Genomic DNA, 15,042 nt, shown 5'->3' on the forward strand with positions numbered 1-15,042 from the left:
TTCCGACAACGAGTCAGGCTTATTGGGTAGGCTCGGGATGGCTCCCGCTCAGCCATTCCGACTCGGATCGAACGACTCCGGTGCGGATGTCACCCTGGCTGAGCCGACGATCTGGCTAGGCTATGCCCTCACCGCGACGGATGTGAAGAATCTTCGAGATCGGATCGCCAGCCCCAAGACGATCTCGCCTTCGGCCCTCGCCTTGCACTGGAGCCTGACCGGCCCGAATGGGGCAACGGCCGTCCCGGGCGATGCCGGGTTGGTTGACGGCTCGGCCACGGGCCTGGATCTCACCTTGGTCTTGGGGAGCGCGCCAACCTACCAGGGCGGAAACCTCAACTATTCGCTGCTCGACGACGGCTGCTCGGCGCGGGTCGCACCATCGGGCCAGGGCATCCTCTTCAAGTTCCACGATGCCGCGACCAACCCGGTCGCCGTCGAGACGATGACCTCGAACAACGAGCAGCAGAACCTGGCCATCTCAGGCGTCTCAGACGGGTCGCCGTTCACGCTCGCCGTCGGCGGCCAGGTGACGGGTCCGATCACGCCGATCCTGTCCCCGCCGTCCGACTACTTCCAGTGGAACGTAGTCCCCGACGCCACCGGCGGCATCGACCTGGCGGTCGACATGAAGACGGGTGGCGCCTATTCGGCAACGGTCCTGTACGAGGTCTTCGACGGGACGACGCCGGTCGGCTCCAAGACGCTCAACCAGTCCAGCGATTCGGCGGCCAACGGCGGCCCGGCCAATACCGGGATGTTCAACGACCCAACGCTGAAGACCGCGGCCGGGGCCTCCGTACGATGGTACCCGCTGGGCCGATTCACACTGACGGGCACCGACCTCCGCGTCCGCGTGAGTTGCCCGGCGACACCTTCGGACCGTCATTACTTCAACATCGACTGCCTGCGGGTCGCCCCGGTTGGCGGTACGGTTCGGGTCGTCAGCGCCGCCACGCCACCGGCGACGGTGGTGTCGACCCAGGTCATCCCAGGTCGTTGGAAGGTCTATGCGACCTCGTACGAGGTCGCCGGGACCAGTTCGCACCAGGGCGACATGCAGGGCCTGGGGGCCGGGCCGCGATTCCTACTCGATCCGGCCGCCGTCCGCGCGGCGTTGGAGGACCTGCCGTCGATCGGCGTCGGGAACCTCGCGGTCACAGGCAACGGCGACCCGGCCTCGCCGCTGGTGATCAAGTTTGTCGGTGCGTTGGCCAACTTAGCGCAGCCCCTGATCGTCCCCAGCGATCCTGCCCTCACGACCACGCGGGTCTATTCGGGAGGGCTCCTGCCGACCTTCAAGGTTAATGGCCTGCCTGTCCAGGCGGGCTCGCCGCAGTTCCGCCTCCCCTACTGGGGCGAGGGGACGCACAACTTCAATGGCGCGACCAAGAACAAACAGTCGTATATGGCGACGGTTTACTTCCCGTTCATCCAGTCGGCACCAGCGATCCAGTATGAGGACGCGAGCACTTATCTCAATGCAACCTCGGGGTCATGGGGCCCGACGAACTCGGGCCTGGCGGCCGACCCCCGGATCACGACGGCTTCCCACAACACCGCCACCGCGATCTGGAAGAAACAAGCCCTGCCCGGAGACGGGGCTCAGTATCGAGTTTCGGTGACCTGGCCCTCCGTCGTCGGGCGTTCGACCGCCGTAACATACACGCTCAAGAATCGGGCCGGAACCACGCTGGCATCGGCCACGGTCAATCAGACCGTCGCCCCGCCCGACGATACCGACCGTGGAGTGACCTGGAAGGTCCTCGGGACATTCACCCTCTCAGGGATCTCCGATGATTTCAATCTGATCCAGTCCAACGGCACTAGCCTGCCGATGGTCGCCGATGTGGTCCGCTACGAGCGGGTGTCCGCCGACAGCTCGGTCCGGATCGCCCCCGGCGAGACGGTGACGTACTCGGCGGGCGCCGGATGGGCCGCCACGGTGATCGGGGCAGCACCCGACGCGACTGATGCCCTCGTCGCCAATCTCGCCGGGACGCCCCTGTATCCCGCGATGCCCAACGAACGCACGATGGAAGTGGGCATGGGTCTGGGCGGGAACAATTATTACAACACCAGTCATCTTTATTACAATATCGCAAAAAATGTGGCGGCGTTCCCGGCTACTGCGACGGATTCGGACGGGTATCCTACGAAACTCCCGAGCCAATCCGTTTCGCAATTGTTCTCGACCTACCGGCCCAGCTTCGAGGCGGATGGCAAGGGGTGGCCCAGCATTAATCCCGGCAATTATGTCCTGATCTGGGATGGTGCGTCCGACGTCCAGATCGACAGTTTTGCCCAGAATGGCACGGCGGTCATCACCGGGACGACCAACAACAAGCGGTTCTACAACCTGACCGCGTCAAAGGACTGTTACGGGGTCGCCAACCTCAATATTCGCGTCTTCGGGACCGTGAACAACGGCAACGGGACGTGGAATGCGGATATTCGCAATCTTCGATTGTTCCCGATCCTCCCGGGTGTGGATTTCGATAATCCGCCCAAGTGGCACCCGGCATTGATCGCCAAACTCTGGGGCATCAAGTCGCTCCGCGTGATGGACCTGACCAAAACGATCGACGGCAACGCGACCACTTTCGCCGATTACAATCGGCCGGAATCGAACCTGTCGCGAGGCTCGGCCCCCCGGAATTACCGGCTCCAGGTGACCCGATTCGAGACTTACACCGGCCCTCAAATCTGGAAGCCCCGAGAGGGGCAGGCGTGGAAGATCACCACGGCCGTCCCCCACAACCTGGGCGACGGAACTTTTATCTCGTTCGACTTCACCCAGCCTTTCGGCAACGTCACTTATAGCGACGGCTCGGTCAGGAATATGAACGGGGCGTATGGCCACGTCATCGTGCTCTCGGAGACCGAACTTTACTTCGTGTTCGGGCCTAAGTCCTACGGCGCGGCCTCGCCCGTGACGGCGACCGCCACGATCCTGAATCCCACCTCTCGGCTCATTGCTTCCGTCGGCTCCAACGTGCCCATTTCCGATATCATTGATTTGTGCAATACGATCGGATGCGACTTGCACTTCAATGCGACAATCACGGCGACCGACGACTGCCTGACCCAGTTGGGCGCCTATATCGCCCAGAATCTTGGTGCCGGCCAGAAATGTCGCGCGGGGTATACGAATGAGGCGTGGAACTTCGCCCAGCCGAACTATCTCTGGGCCACACGCGAGGGTGCCCGACTCTATGGGGCCGGCGAAGAGGTCTATTACCCGTACTACGTCCGCCAGGCCAAGCGGGTCTGGGACCTGATGTCTCCGGGATTCGCGGCGGCCGGTCGTCCCGGCGATTTCATCCGGCTCATCGAGAGCCAGCACGAATATCCCGACGGGCCGACGAATTCGATCACCTCATATGCCCGATCGCTCGGCTACGAATTCGATGAACTGGCGATCGCGCCCTATTACCGGAACCGGGCGACATTCCCGGTGGGCATCCCGTCCGAGCCCGCTTTTCAGCCAATCATGAACATATTCACGCCCGAACAGCTCATCGACATGTATGAGATGTTCAGCGTTTATGCCGGGTGGAAGTCGGAGCTGGCCAAGCACCGGCAATACCTCGACCAGCGGGGTTACGGCGGGACCAAGCTCATTACCTATGAGGGAGGCCCGGAATTGATGCTCCCCTATTTCTGCACGGCGAATTACGGGCGGCGATCCCATGCGGTCCACCGTCATCCCCGATTCTACGGGTTCATGCTCAATACCTTACGCCAGTATGAGGCCCAGGGACTCACCCTGTTCACCCTGTACTTCATGAACGGCGAGGACCATGTCGAGGGGACGACTTTCTATATGTGGTCGGCCTATACCGGGACGACGCAACGTCCTTACTCGCCGGGCCGACCCGACCAGGACGCGATCCAGATTAACCAGTTTGACCGGCTCGACCTGATCGAGAGCGTCACGGGGGGGGCCATAAGCGCCTGGGCAAAAATCCCGCTCCGTGGCTCGACCGAGCCCACACCGCTGCCGACTTCTCCGACGACATCGAGACCTTCCCGACGACTGCCCCCCGTCAGGAGTGGGCCGAGTCCCGTCCGGATCCCTTTCCGGCCCTTCGGGTAATGGTAATGGACGGATCGATGCGGGGGCCAGCCGCCCCCGCATCGTCGTCGCATGGCCCGTTCCGGGTCTCAGCTCTTGATCTTCTTCTTGAGACCCCGGAATGCCTGCTGGAGCCGACGCTTGGCATTCTCCAGCGGCATCATGACATTCCCCTTGAGAATCTCGTCCGGGCGAGCTCTGAAAATCGTCGAGTGGGCCTCGCCGGTCCAGTGCGCGGGGGCTTCCTTGGTGTAGTAGTAAGCGGCGAAGGACTTGCGGGCGCGGCCTTCGGGGCATTTCACGGCCGTGACGCCGTGGAAGCTGACGTCATTGGTCTCGAAGACCACGCATCGGTTGAAGATCGGCGAGAACGAGTGATGGCAGACCTTGACATCGGCATCCCAGAGTTCGATGTTACCGCCCCACTCGGGCTTCCAGTCCTTGTTGAAGTAGACCAGGATGTTGAGTCGGCGATGCAACTCACGCTCGGCGATGTAATTGAAGTCGACGTGGACGTCGAGGTGCCCCCGTGGTCCGGTCTGATGGATCCCGCCGCCCTTGAGCTCATGGTCGGGCAATAGGTTCGGCATGTCGAAGACGTAACCGAGCAGATCGAGGAATTCGGGGTTAGCCAGGGTCCGATTCAACTCGGCGATCGGTTCGGCGAAGCTGCTGGAGTCGGTAACCTGGATCTTCCCCTTCTCATTGACCGCCTTGAAGGACCGGCCGATCTTGGCCGCCTCCTCGTACGAGGGGTAAGCCGCCAGCACGCTCTCGGCGAATTCGGGATCGAGGAAGTTGTCGATGCAGAAGTTGGGGACCGGCTTGGAGGCGCGGACCTTCTCTCGGAGGGCGTCGCGGTCGATGGGTCTGATGTGGGTCATGGTGTTTGCCACGGGATGTCTGGATGGGATTCGGGTGGGACGATTGGTGGTGAGGGAATCTTTCAGGAGTCTCATTTTAGCAACTGGGAAGCGGCCTGCCTCCAGAATGTTGCTTAATGTCTCCGGGCGGAGGCCTCGAAGAGTTCCGAGAGCTTGCGGGCTTCGGTGAGCGAGTTGTGACTCTCGGCGACGCGCCGGGCCCCCTCGCGGCCCATCCGTTCCAGGTCCTCGATCGGCGTGGTCAGGGTCTCACGCATCGCCTTGACCAGCGCGTCGACCGACCCGGCCGGAACGAGCCAGCCGCAGGCCCCCGGCTCGACCAATTCGGGCGCCCCGGCGATGTAAGTGCCGATCACCGGGCGGCCTAGGGCTAGCGATTCCATGAAGACCGTCGGCAGCCCTTCGGCGAAGCTCGGCAGGACCAGGGCTCTTGAGGCCTCGATCTCGCGACGAACCTCGAGATTGCTCAGGTATCCGGTGATCCGGACCTTGCCCCGGACGCCCAGATCGTCGATCAGTCGTTCGGCCTGGCCGCGCATCGGGCCATCGCCCACGATCACGACCTCGCAGTCGACCCCTTCGCCGATCAGTCGGGCCGCCGCCTCGATCAGGAGCAACTGCCCTTTCTGCTCGGCCAGTCGCCCGACGTTGACCAGCCGGGGGACGTCGGGGATCGGGGTCCGTTCGGCCCCCAGAAATGTCGCATCGGCCCCACAGTGGATGATGTGAATCTTGGGCCAGTCGGCGTGGTCGGCCCAACGGAAGAGCTGACTCCTGGTGAATTCGCTGATCGCCGACACGAACTCCGCGTGGTGGATCTTATCGCGGAGCGAGAGGGCCCTGGGCGAGTCGAATTCCTCCGGCCCATGCATCGTGAAGCTATACGGAGGCCCGCCCAGGAACCGGCTCAGAAGCGCGACGGTTGCCGAGTTCGTCCCGTAGTGGCAGTGCAGGTGCGTCGTCCCTCGCTCGACCAGCCAGCCCCGGAGCACGCAGGCCTCGGCCAGGTAGATCAGGTGCAGGAGAGTACCGCGTTCCGATCGACGGCCCATCCGGATCGCCTGCGTCATGGCCCGGACGAACGCCGAAGGCCGGGCGATCAGATTTCCCGCCACCGCCTTGAGCAGGCCGATCTTGCCCACCCCGAGCACGGCCCGGGTCTTCTCACGCTCGGCGATGTCGGTCGGGTCGACCAGTTCGTCTTCGGTGGCCCGGAGGGTATAGCGGTCCACATTCAGGCCGAGTTCGTCCATCGCGACGATCTCGCGACGCATCGGGACCTGGGCGGGTCTCGGGTACATGTTCAACAGATAGGCGATGATCAACGGTGAGGTCTCGAGGTGGGATGGCGAGGCGGGAGGCTTCAGGGGGCCGTCTTACGCCAGACCGCCAGGACGGACTTGCCCGCCGAGAAGCCTAGCACGGGGTCGGCGATCCTGGACATCCGAACCAGGACCCGGTCCCACAAGGCGATCTGCGAGGGCTTTGGCATCGCGCTCCGGAGCAGGAGCCGGTTCGCGAGCGAGGCGAAGAAGCCGATGGAGTCGAGATAGTCGAGCCGGACTCGTTCCAGGTCCGGGGTCGCCAGGGCTCCAAAGGTAGCCTTAGTATACCGCCGATGATGACCGATGGCCTGGTCGAAAGGGGTGAAAAGCCACTGGTGGGCCGGCGAGAGGGCGATCACATGCCCACCGGGGCGGAGATGGGCGGCAGCCCGGGCGACTTCGGCACGGTCGTCCTCGATATGCTCCAGCACATCCATGTAGAGAATTGTGTCGAAGGTTTCCGCAGGATCGGCCCCTCCGAGCGTACCGACACGGACCTCGCAGTTGCCCGGCAGATTCCCGGAGCGGACTTCCTCGGCCAGCCGACCGGCCAGGGCCGGGTCGGGCTCGAGTCCGACCCATCGACGTTCGGTCCCCCGGCAGAGAACCCGAGTCGTCCCCCCGAGGCCGGCACCGACCTCCAGGACGTCCTCGCCCAGGTAAGGGGCAATCCGGTCCCGGAAGTACGATTTCCAGTTCCGGGCCGCCGCGAACAGGTCGAGTTCGTCGCCGACGTAGTTATAGGTCGTGCTCATCGTCGGTAAGCCACCCGCTCCGAGCCCACGAAATAAGCGTAGTCCCTCAGCGGCAGGAAGCTCGCGGCGTTCCGGCCGGCGAGGATCATGAAGCTGAAGACGAACAGGAACATCGTCGCCTGAAGCAGGATGATCAGGAGGACGCCGAAGGCGGTGGTCGCCCAGCCGGGGATGGCCAGGTCGGTGGTCAGTCGGACAATCACGGTGGTTGCCAGGGCGACCAGGTCGAGCCCGATCATGGCCAGGGTCGCGATCAGGAGCCGGACGCCGATGGCGTCGCTGTAGACCGAGATCGCGCTGAGGCCGTGAATCACCAGGGCGACGAAGTTCATCTTGGATCGGCCGTCGAGCCGGTTGGCCCGCCGGGTCGGGACCGTCGCGTAGGGTTGCCTCGACGTGAAGGCCGCGGCGGCGTAGTGGTTCCACAACTCCGAGGTCGCCACCAGGCAGGAAAGCCGCTCGCGGGGGATCACGCTGAAGTTTCCGACCCGGACCCAGTGGCCGGTCAGGATCCGGTGGACGAGCCGATAGGCGAGGTAGAAGCCGCGGAAGAGGGCCGACTCGGATCGCTTGGCCCGCTCGGCGAAGACGATCTTGCGGCGGCCTTCCTGCTCATAGCGGGAAAGGAGTCGGGGGACGTCCTCGGGAGCGTCCTCGCCGTCGGAGTCCATCAGGACGACGGCCCGGCATTCGGGACGTTCGGCCTCGATGAACGCCAGGCCGATGGCGATCGCCCGTTGATGGCCGAGGTTCCGTCGGAGGTGGAGGACCTCCACCCGCGCGATCGCCCGGAGATCCCCCGAGATCGCCGACGGGTCGAACGGCTGGGTCGAGCCGTCGTCGACGACCAGGACGTCAGCCTCGATCCTCGACGAGGCCAGGGCCCGATCGAGCCCCCCGAGGAGCTTCCCGAGCGCCGCCCAGTCGTTGAAGACCGGCAGGAGCACGACCAGTTCGCGACGTGCCCCGCCTCCTTCGAGGGGGGCCCTGGGCGTCTGCGGGATGATGTGGGGCCTCATTCGCGATCGGTGCCTCGGGGACGACCTCGGGCCAATGCCCGGCCCGGTCGGCCGGACCGTCGACGGACTCCCTTACCAGGATGACCAATTTTCGGCTAGCTCAATGCGCCGTCTTCAATCCGTAACCGTCGGGGTGCGACTCGTGCCACTTCCAGGCGGTGGCCACGATCGACTCGATGTCGGGATAGCGAGGCGACCAGCCCAGCTCTCGGACGACCTTCTCAGGCGTGGCGATCAGGGTCCCGGGATCGCCGGGGCGTCGGCCGACGATCTCGTGGGGGATCGGCCTTCCCACGGCCTTCTCGGCGGCCTGGAGAACCTCCAGGATCGTCGTGCCCGTGCCCGATCCCAGGTTGTAATCGGTGCCCACTCCCGGCCCCAGGGCCTCGACGGCGAGTTGATGGGCCTGGGCCAGGTCATCGGTATGGACGTAGTCGCGGACGCAGGTCCCGTCGCGGGTCTCCCAGTCGCCTCCGAAGATCTTCAGCTTCTCTCGCCGGCCGACGGCCACCAGGAGGGTCAAGGGGATGATGTGCCCCTCGACATGTCGGCTCTCGCCGAACTGGCCGTCGGGATCGGCCCCCGAGGCGTTGAAGTAGCGGAAGATCGTATAGCTCATCCCATAAGCCCGGGAATAATCCTTGATCATCCGCTCGGCCGATAGCTTGGTCGAGCCGTAGGGCGTCTCGGGGACCTGCGGCGTGGTCTCGCGGATCGGCATCTCGACCCCGAAGGCGTAGGTCGCCGCGGTGCTGCTGAAGACGATCTTCGAGACGTCCGCGGCCCGCATCGCGTCGAGGACGCTCTTGGTCCCCACCGTGTTGACCTTCCAGTAACTCTCCGGGTCGGAGATCGAGAGCGGGACCGAGGCCAACGCCGCGAAATGCATGACCGCCTCGACCTTGTGGTCCTTGAGGGTCCTGGTCAGCAAATCGGTGTCGACGATGTCGCCCACGACCAGCCGCCCCTCGGGGACCGAGGCGACGTTCCCCTCGGCCATGTTGTCGAAGGCGATCGGGTCGTGACCGTTCTTGAGGAGCCATCGGAGGCAGGCGCTGCCGATATACCCGGCGCCGCCGGTCAGGAGGATCTTCATCGCGAGTGGTTCTCCAGGATCGAGGATCTCGTCAGGCAGGCCCGGCCGACGCGCCCAGGATAACATCGGCGGCGGCGGGGAGGTCCGCCACGACCCGGTAGCCGTCGGCTTTCGAGGCCTCGGCCTCGGGGAGGACCTTGCCGGTCCGGACCATCAAATTCCCCTTGCAGCCGGCGTTGATCCCGGCCAGGACATCGCTGATCATGTCGCCGATCATCCACGAGGAGGCGGTGTCGAGGCCCAGGTCGCTCGACGCCCGGAGGAGCATCCCCGGCCCCGGCTTGCGGTCGACATGGCTGGTTTCGAGACGATCGTCGCCAACGGGGGCCTCGGAGCAATAATAGATCCCGTCCAGCTTCAGGCCTTCGATGGCGAGTTGGCGACTCATCTCATCGTTGACCAAACCGAGTTGCTCCACCGTGATCATCCCCCGTCCGATGGCCGACTGGTTGGTGACGATCACCAGGGCATAGCCCGCGTCGCGGAGCCGCCGGAGCGAATCGGCGACGCCCGGGATCAACCGGACCTTGTCGGGGTCCGACAGGTAGTGGACATGCTCGATCACCGTCCCGTCGCGGTCGAGGAAGATTGCCGGTCGGGTCCCGGGCTTCGAGGATTCGGCCCTCATGATCGCTCCAGCTGCCGGATTATTCATCGATCGCCGCCTCGACCGGCCCATAGGTCCGCCGGAATCGCTCGGCCTGCCCGAGCGGCGGGGCCCAGCCGAGGACCTCGCGGAGCTTCCGGTTGTCGAAGCGAAGCGGTTTGAAACGTGCCTCGAACCGGCTGGGGACCAGGAGACTGGGCAGCTTCCCCTTGCCCCGGAACAGGCTCTTGCTGATCCATCGGGCCATCCGGACGCCCGGGAAGGCCAGGCCGTAGGGGATCGGGACCGCCCTGCCCCGCTCGCCGGTCCCTTTGAGATAATCCTTGAGATAGGCCGAGATCGTCGGGCCGATGTCGTCGACGACGTTAAAGGTCTGGCCGATGGCCTTCGGGTTCACCGTGGCCTCGGCGAAGCAGTGGGCGCAGTTCTCGACGTGGGTCAGCGGGAGCCGGGTCGATGGGCCGAACACCAGGTGGGTCGAGCCGAATTGCTGGCCGAGGCCGGCCAGATATTCGTTCCCCCGGCCCCAGATGAACCCAGGGCGGAGGACCGTCAAATCCCAGCCGTTCTCCTCGGCCAGGCGGCGAGCCACCCGCTCCTGCCAGACCTTGGCCACCGCGTAGCCGTCGCGGTCGTAGAGGTCGCTCGACGGCTCGACCGGAGATTCCTCGGTCAGCTCTCCTCGGATCTCGCTCCAGTCGTAGACCGAGAAGCTGCTGGCCAGGACCAGCCGTCTCGTCTCGGTCCTGGCCATCGCCTCCAGGAGCCGCTCGGTCCCGACCACCGAGGCGGCGAACTGGGCGTCCTCCGACCCCTTGACCCCGGCGGCCAGGTGGACCACCGCGTCGATCCCCTCGAACGCGGAAGGCAGGTCGCGCGAGGCCCGGAGATCGGCCCGGAAGATCTCGACCGAGTCGGGCCATCCCAGCCCGTCGATCCTGGCGGCGGGGCGGACCAGGGCGCGGACCTGTTGGCCTCGCTTCAAGAATTCGTCGACGACATGCCGACCGAGGAAGCCATTGGCTCCGGTGATGAGGACCTTCAAAGCTGGAACTCCGTCGCGGTGAGGTCGGCGACCAGGCGATTGACCTCGACGACCTGCCGGGGCGAGATCTCCGGCTCCCGCCCCGAACCCAGCGCCCGATAGGTCTCGCCCAGCAAGGCCCAGAGCCCTTCGTAAGCCCCCGGGCCGCCATCAAGTTTCCGGCGGAGCGTCCCGTACGCCGAGCCCCGGACGGCCTTGGCCTCGTCCAGGCTGTTGAACAGGGGGCGGAGCGGCTTGGGGCCGCCCCGGACACGTCGGATCGAGAGCCGGGTCTCGAACAGGTCGGCGGTCGCTTGCATCTTGGTCCCGTAGACCCGGAGCCAGAAGGCGTCGGGCTGACTGTGGGCGCTGAAGTTGAGGCTGGCCGTCCCCCGATCGGCCACGACCAGGGCCCGAAGCTCGTCCCACGGCAAGGGCCCTTCCGATCGCTTCGACCAGCTCGTGCTGACCTTCCGATGAGGCCCGATGAACTTGTGGGACAGGCAAGCCAGGTGCGTCAGGAAGTCGGCGATCGCCCCGCCGGGCATCGAGAGGCAGGGGTGCGGGGCGTTGGGATCGGCGAAGGCCGAACCTTCGCCCGCGATGTCGAGGCAGAGGAAGACCTCGACGTGGGTCACCTCGCCGAACTCGCCCAGGTCGATCAGGTCCAGGATCTTCCGGGTCGCCCCGTTGTAGAGGTAGTTGTAATCCTCGACCAGCGACTTCCCGCGGTCCTTGGCGTGAGCGATCAGGCCTTCGAGCTGCTCGAACGTGACCGTGGCCGGCTTTTCCAGGATGACGTGGGCACCGGCATCGAGCGCATCCATCGCCAGGGGATAGTGCGAGGTCGGCGGCGTGGTCACGTGAACCACGTCGGGCCGGACCTGATCGAGCATGGCTCGATGGTCGGTGTACCAGCCGGCCACGCCGTAGCGTTCGGCGGCCGACTCGGCCATCGCCCTCGACAGGTCGCAGACCCCCGCCAGTTCGACATTGGGGAGTTCGCGGAGGCAGGCCAGGTGTTGCCGGGCGATGTGCCCGGCGCCGATCAAGGCAGCTTTCATCAGGTCGATGACCCTTCGGGTTGCTCGGGACCGGAGCCGGATCGATCGATGATCCGAGCCGGGTTTCCCACCGCGACGGCCCCGGCGGGTACATCGCGGAGGACCACGCTCATCGCACCGACCTTGGCCCCCCGACCCACCCGGACCCCGCCGAGGATCTGGGCATAGGCTCCTAGCTCGACATCGTCCTCGAGGATCGGTGCGGGGCCGTCGTTCGTGCGGTTGCCGATCGTCACCCCATGACGGAGCGTGCACCGGGCACCGATGACCGAGTCGGCGTGGACGAAAATGTTACCAAAATGCCAGATCTTCAGGCCGGGGCCGACCGGGACCGACTTGGGGATGCTGATGCCGGTCAAGGTCTCGGTGAACCGAAACGCGAGCCAGTACCAACGATCGAGGATCGACCGCCGGAGGCCGGGCTTCCGCCGGTCGACCCGCCGGCCAAACCGATAGACGGCGATCGCCCAGATCGATTGTTCCTTGAGCCAGGGTCGCCGGGGGTATCGGGCCAGGTCGGCCTCCCAGTCGGGGTCGCTCATGATCGGGCGTCCGCCGGGGTGACGTTCGAGCGGGCCGAGGCCCCCTGCCCCTGGGCCGGGGCGTTGTACTCGATCAATCGGGCCATCCGACCTCGCCGACGGTCGAGGATATAACCGAACTGCCCGGCCAGGTTGGCCCACTTGGCGATCATGGTCAGGACGCCGTAAGCGATCGCGGTCCGTGGCCCGTCGACCCGCTTGCGGATCTTGAAGGCCAGCCGGGCCATCTGGAGCGGCAAGGCCAGCGCGACCAGGCCGGCCATCAGCGGGCCAAGGGCCGGGATCCCCCAGACCAGGCCGACCACCTCTCCCGCAAGCTCGCCGAAGATCACGGCGATCGGCCAGCCGAGGCCCCAGGTCCTCGCCCGTTTCAGCTCTCCGACGAACAATCGATCCTCGCCGGGGAACCGGGTGAGGATGTCGAGCCCGTTGTATCCGCTCCGATAATTCCGCCGCCACCACTGGCGGAACCGGGTCATGGCCAGGTCATGCCGGGTCATCTCGGCGTCGACCCGCCAGATACTCCAGCCGTCCCGTCGGAGCCTCTGGCAAAGCTCGGGCTCCTCGCCGGCGATGGCCGTGGGGTCGAACCCGCCGACGGCCTCGAACGCCTCGGCCCTCATGACCGAGTCGCCCCCGCAGGCGATCGACTCGCCGATCGGGGTGTCCCATTCCAGGTCGGCCAGGCGGTTGTAGACCGACTGCTCGGGGAACATCTCGCGGCGTCGACCGCAGACGACCGCCGCCCGGGGTCGAGCCTCCAGCTCCTGCCTGGCCCGTTCGAGCCAGCCCTCGGCGACCTCGCAGTCGCCGTCGAGGAACATCACGAACCGGAGCCCCGGGACGACCTCCTTGAGCCGATCGAAACCGGCATTCCGGGCCCGGGCGGCCGAGAACGGCCGGGACATGTCCAGCTCGACGACCTCGGCCCCCATCGATCGGGCCAGGTCGACGCTGCCGTCTGTAGAGCCCGAATCCACGTAGACGTAGGCCACCCCGCGGCCGTCGAGCGACCGGAGGCACCGCCGGAGCCGCTCCCCCTCGTTCCGGCCGATCGCCACCACGCCCAGTTCGTTCAAGAGGGACCTCCCGGCGAGGAGCGTCGGACGACCCTGGCCGGCATCCCCACGGCCGTCGAGCCGGCGGGGATGTCGGAGAGGACCACCGCATTCGCGCCGATCTTGCAGTCGTCGCCCAACGTCACCGCCCCGAGGATGCAGACCCCGCAGCCGATGTCGACCCGATTGCCGATGATCGGCAGGTCGAGATGCCGGTCCATGTTGGCGATCCCCATGGTCGTGTTCTGTCGGATGTGGACGTCGTCGCCGATCGACCGGGCGTGCAGGATAATCCCGCTGTGGTGCCAGATCCGGACCCTTCGCCCCAGCCGGATCGTGTATGGCAGCGAGATCCCCGCGGCGCACTCGACGAACAAGTACATCAGGCGATAGAGGATCGTCAGGGGGGCCCGGATGAGCTTGGGCCGATCCATCCGCCAGTTGCCGAACCGGTGGACGGCCACGGCCCAGAATCCTTGCTCGAAGATCGTCCCGCCGTGGTTGGCGAGATCCTCGCGGAGCAACCCCAGGAAACTGATCCCCGGAGGGTTGAGGTTCCGGTCGCCCCGATTCAATTCGGTAGGTTCGGCATTCGGGGGGGCGATGGTCCCATCGGCGGCGCTGGTCATCGCTTGCTCACCGTGAGGAAGTTGTAGCGGATGAAGTCCCAGAGCATCCACTGGGGGTCCATGTCCGGTTTTCGCTGGATCGCCCGGCGGACCCGGAAAGTGGCGAAGGCCAGAGCATACATCAGATCGGCCGAGATCGTCCGGAGGCGGCCCTGGTTCTTGAGGAAATAGCGGCGACGGGCCTCGAACCAGTAGCGAGGTCTTCGTTTTTGATGCTTCCCATCCTGGGTCACTCCCGAACTCTGGCCGACGAGGTGGATGACCCTGGAACCGGGGACATACCAGCAAGGCCAGCCCGCCCGGTTCGCCCGGAGGCAGAAGTCGACCTCCTCGAAGTACATGAAATAGCCATCGTCGAGCAGCCCGACGGCCTCGAAGACCTCGCGGCGGACCATCAGGCTGGCCCCGGCCACCCAGTCGACCGGCCCTTCTACTTCGGAGACTGGCGGCATCAGGACGTGCCGGTCGAGCACCTTCGAGACCGGCCCGAATCGCAGCCCACCCTCCAGTTCCGAGTAGACTGAGGGGAACCGGAACGCCGAATTCTGGGGTTTCCCATCGAGATGTTCCAGCCGGCTCCCGGCCAGGCCGACCTCGGGATGCCGGGCCAGGAAGTCGACCAGGGCTCCCATTGCCCCGGGGCGGACCATGGTATCGGGGTTGAGCAGCCAGATCAATTCGGGAGGGTCGTCGGACGACAGGGCCGGGGCGAGTGCCACGTTGTTGCCCGCCGCGAAGCCGCCATTCCGGGGCGATGAAACCAGCGAGACCCAGGGATCCCAGCCATAATCCCGGATCGCCGAGTTCAGGCGTTCCGCCGAGTCGTCGCCCGAGGCATTCTCGACCACCACGACCCGCGAACCCGGTCGACCTGCGACTTCGGACTCGAGCGAGCGGAGGCAGTCGACGGTCAGGTCGGCCGATCGGTAGTTGACGATGACGATCAGGAGGTTCATCGAGC

The 15,042-nt window shown here is 65.5% G+C and carries 13 protein-coding genes; 1 reads left to right on the plus strand and 12 read right to left on the minus strand.

Features of this window, described 5'->3' with window-relative positions; genetic code table 11:
- The first annotated feature begins 37 nt into the window (after positions 1 to 37).
- Entirely contained in the window at positions 38 to 4,099 is a 4,062-nt protein-coding gene (locus P12x_RS30050; RefSeq protein WP_435011778.1) for a hypothetical protein, read from the plus strand.
- 68 nt (positions 4,100 to 4,167) lie between these two features.
- On the opposite strand, the gene P12x_RS30055 is transcribed toward P12x_RS30050, so the two are convergent.
- From P12x_RS30055 to P12x_RS30110, 12 genes are all read right to left on the minus strand, one after another.
- Positions 4,168 to 4,962, minus strand: coding sequence for a 2OG-Fe(II) oxygenase (locus tag P12x_RS30055; RefSeq protein ID WP_435011779.1), 795 nt, complete (start codon positions 4,960 to 4,962; stop codon positions 4,168 to 4,170).
- 113 nt (positions 4,963 to 5,075) lie between these two features.
- On the minus strand, positions 5,076 to 6,287 hold the full coding sequence (locus P12x_RS30060; protein WP_435011780.1) for a glycosyltransferase family 4 protein: 1,212 nt from the start codon (positions 6,285 to 6,287) through the stop codon (positions 5,076 to 5,078).
- A gap of 38 nt (positions 6,288 to 6,325) precedes the next feature.
- Positions 6,326 to 7,042, minus strand: a complete 717-nt coding sequence (locus tag P12x_RS30065; protein WP_435011781.1) for a class I SAM-dependent methyltransferase — start codon at positions 7,040 to 7,042, stop codon at positions 6,326 to 6,328.
- Positions 7,039 to 8,061: a glycosyltransferase gene (locus P12x_RS30070; RefSeq protein WP_435011782.1), complete on the minus strand. Its 1,023-nt coding sequence runs from the start codon at positions 8,059 to 8,061 to the stop codon at positions 7,039 to 7,041. The genes P12x_RS30065 and P12x_RS30070 overlap by 4 nt, the downstream gene beginning before the upstream one ends.
- 100 nt (positions 8,062 to 8,161) lie before the next feature.
- On the minus strand, positions 8,162 to 9,157 hold the full coding sequence (gene galE, locus P12x_RS30075; RefSeq protein ID WP_435011783.1) for a UDP-glucose 4-epimerase GalE: 996 nt from the start codon (positions 9,155 to 9,157) through the stop codon (positions 8,162 to 8,164).
- 31 nt (positions 9,158 to 9,188) lie between these two features.
- The gene (locus P12x_RS30080) at positions 9,189 to 9,812 is read right to left on the minus strand and encodes a D-glycero-alpha-D-manno-heptose-1,7-bisphosphate 7-phosphatase (protein WP_435011784.1); all 624 of its coding nucleotides are present in this window, start codon (positions 9,810 to 9,812) and stop codon (positions 9,189 to 9,191) included.
- Positions 9,805 to 10,809: an NAD-dependent epimerase/dehydratase family protein gene (locus P12x_RS30085; RefSeq protein WP_435011785.1), complete on the minus strand. Its 1,005-nt coding sequence runs from the start codon at positions 10,807 to 10,809 to the stop codon at positions 9,805 to 9,807. Before P12x_RS30085 ends, P12x_RS30080 begins: the two co-directional genes overlap by 8 nt.
- Positions 10,806 to 11,852, minus strand: coding sequence for a Gfo/Idh/MocA family protein (locus P12x_RS30090; RefSeq protein ID WP_435011786.1), 1,047 nt, complete (start codon positions 11,850 to 11,852; stop codon positions 10,806 to 10,808). The genes P12x_RS30085 and P12x_RS30090 overlap by 4 nt, the downstream gene beginning before the upstream one ends.
- Positions 11,852 to 12,397 carry a serine O-acetyltransferase gene (locus P12x_RS30095; RefSeq protein ID WP_435011907.1) on the minus strand — a complete coding sequence of 182 codons (546 nt, stop codon included), beginning with the start codon at positions 12,395 to 12,397 and terminating at the stop codon, positions 11,852 to 11,854. Before P12x_RS30095 ends, P12x_RS30090 begins: the two co-directional genes overlap by 1 nt.
- Positions 12,391 to 13,473 (minus strand): glycosyltransferase family 2 protein, encoded by a 1,083-nt coding sequence (locus P12x_RS30100; protein ID WP_435011787.1) that lies wholly within the window; start codon positions 13,471 to 13,473, stop codon positions 12,391 to 12,393. The genes P12x_RS30095 and P12x_RS30100 overlap by 7 nt, the downstream gene beginning before the upstream one ends.
- A complete protein-coding gene (locus P12x_RS30105; RefSeq protein WP_435011788.1) occupies positions 13,470 to 14,081 on the minus strand; it encodes a serine O-acetyltransferase in 612 nt (203 codons plus the stop codon). The genes P12x_RS30100 and P12x_RS30105 overlap by 4 nt, the downstream gene beginning before the upstream one ends.
- On the minus strand, positions 14,078 to 15,037 hold the full coding sequence (locus P12x_RS30110) for a glycosyltransferase family 2 protein (protein ID WP_435011789.1): 960 nt from the start codon (positions 15,035 to 15,037) through the stop codon (positions 14,078 to 14,080). The genes P12x_RS30105 and P12x_RS30110 overlap by 4 nt, the downstream gene beginning before the upstream one ends.
- Positions 15,038 to 15,042 lie beyond the last annotated feature (5 nt).

The organism is Tundrisphaera lichenicola (assembly GCF_051175385.1).
Classification (GTDB): domain Bacteria; phylum Planctomycetota; class Planctomycetia; order Isosphaerales; family Isosphaeraceae; genus Tundrisphaera; species Tundrisphaera lichenicola.

Excerpts from the sequence above, each read along its gene's own strand:
- P12x_RS30050 (WP_435011778.1), top strand. The coding sequence starts at position 38 with ATGGCTCCCGCTCAGCCATTCCGACTCGGATCGAACGACTCCGGTGCG.
- P12x_RS30055 (WP_435011779.1), bottom strand. The coding sequence starts at position 4,962 with ATGACCCACATCAGACCCATCGACCGCGACGCCCTCCGAGAGAAGGTC.
- P12x_RS30065 (WP_435011781.1), bottom strand. The coding sequence starts at position 7,042 with ATGAGCACGACCTATAACTACGTCGGCGACGAACTCGACCTGTTCGCG.
- P12x_RS30070 (WP_435011782.1), bottom strand. The coding sequence starts at position 8,061 with ATGAGGCCCCACATCATCCCGCAGACGCCCAGGGCCCCCCTCGAAGGA.
- galE (WP_435011783.1), bottom strand. The coding sequence starts at position 9,157 with ATGAAGATCCTCCTGACCGGCGGCGCCGGGTATATCGGCAGCGCCTGC.
- P12x_RS30080 (WP_435011784.1), bottom strand. The coding sequence starts at position 9,812 with ATGAATAATCCGGCAGCTGGAGCGATCATGAGGGCCGAATCCTCGAAG.
- P12x_RS30090 (WP_435011786.1), bottom strand. The coding sequence starts at position 11,852 with ATGAAAGCTGCCTTGATCGGCGCCGGGCACATCGCCCGGCAACACCTG.
- P12x_RS30105 (WP_435011788.1), bottom strand. The coding sequence starts at position 14,081 with ATGACCAGCGCCGCCGATGGGACCATCGCCCCCCCGAATGCCGAACCT.
- P12x_RS30110 (WP_435011789.1), bottom strand. The coding sequence starts at position 15,037 with ATGAACCTCCTGATCGTCATCGTCAACTACCGATCGGCCGACCTGACC.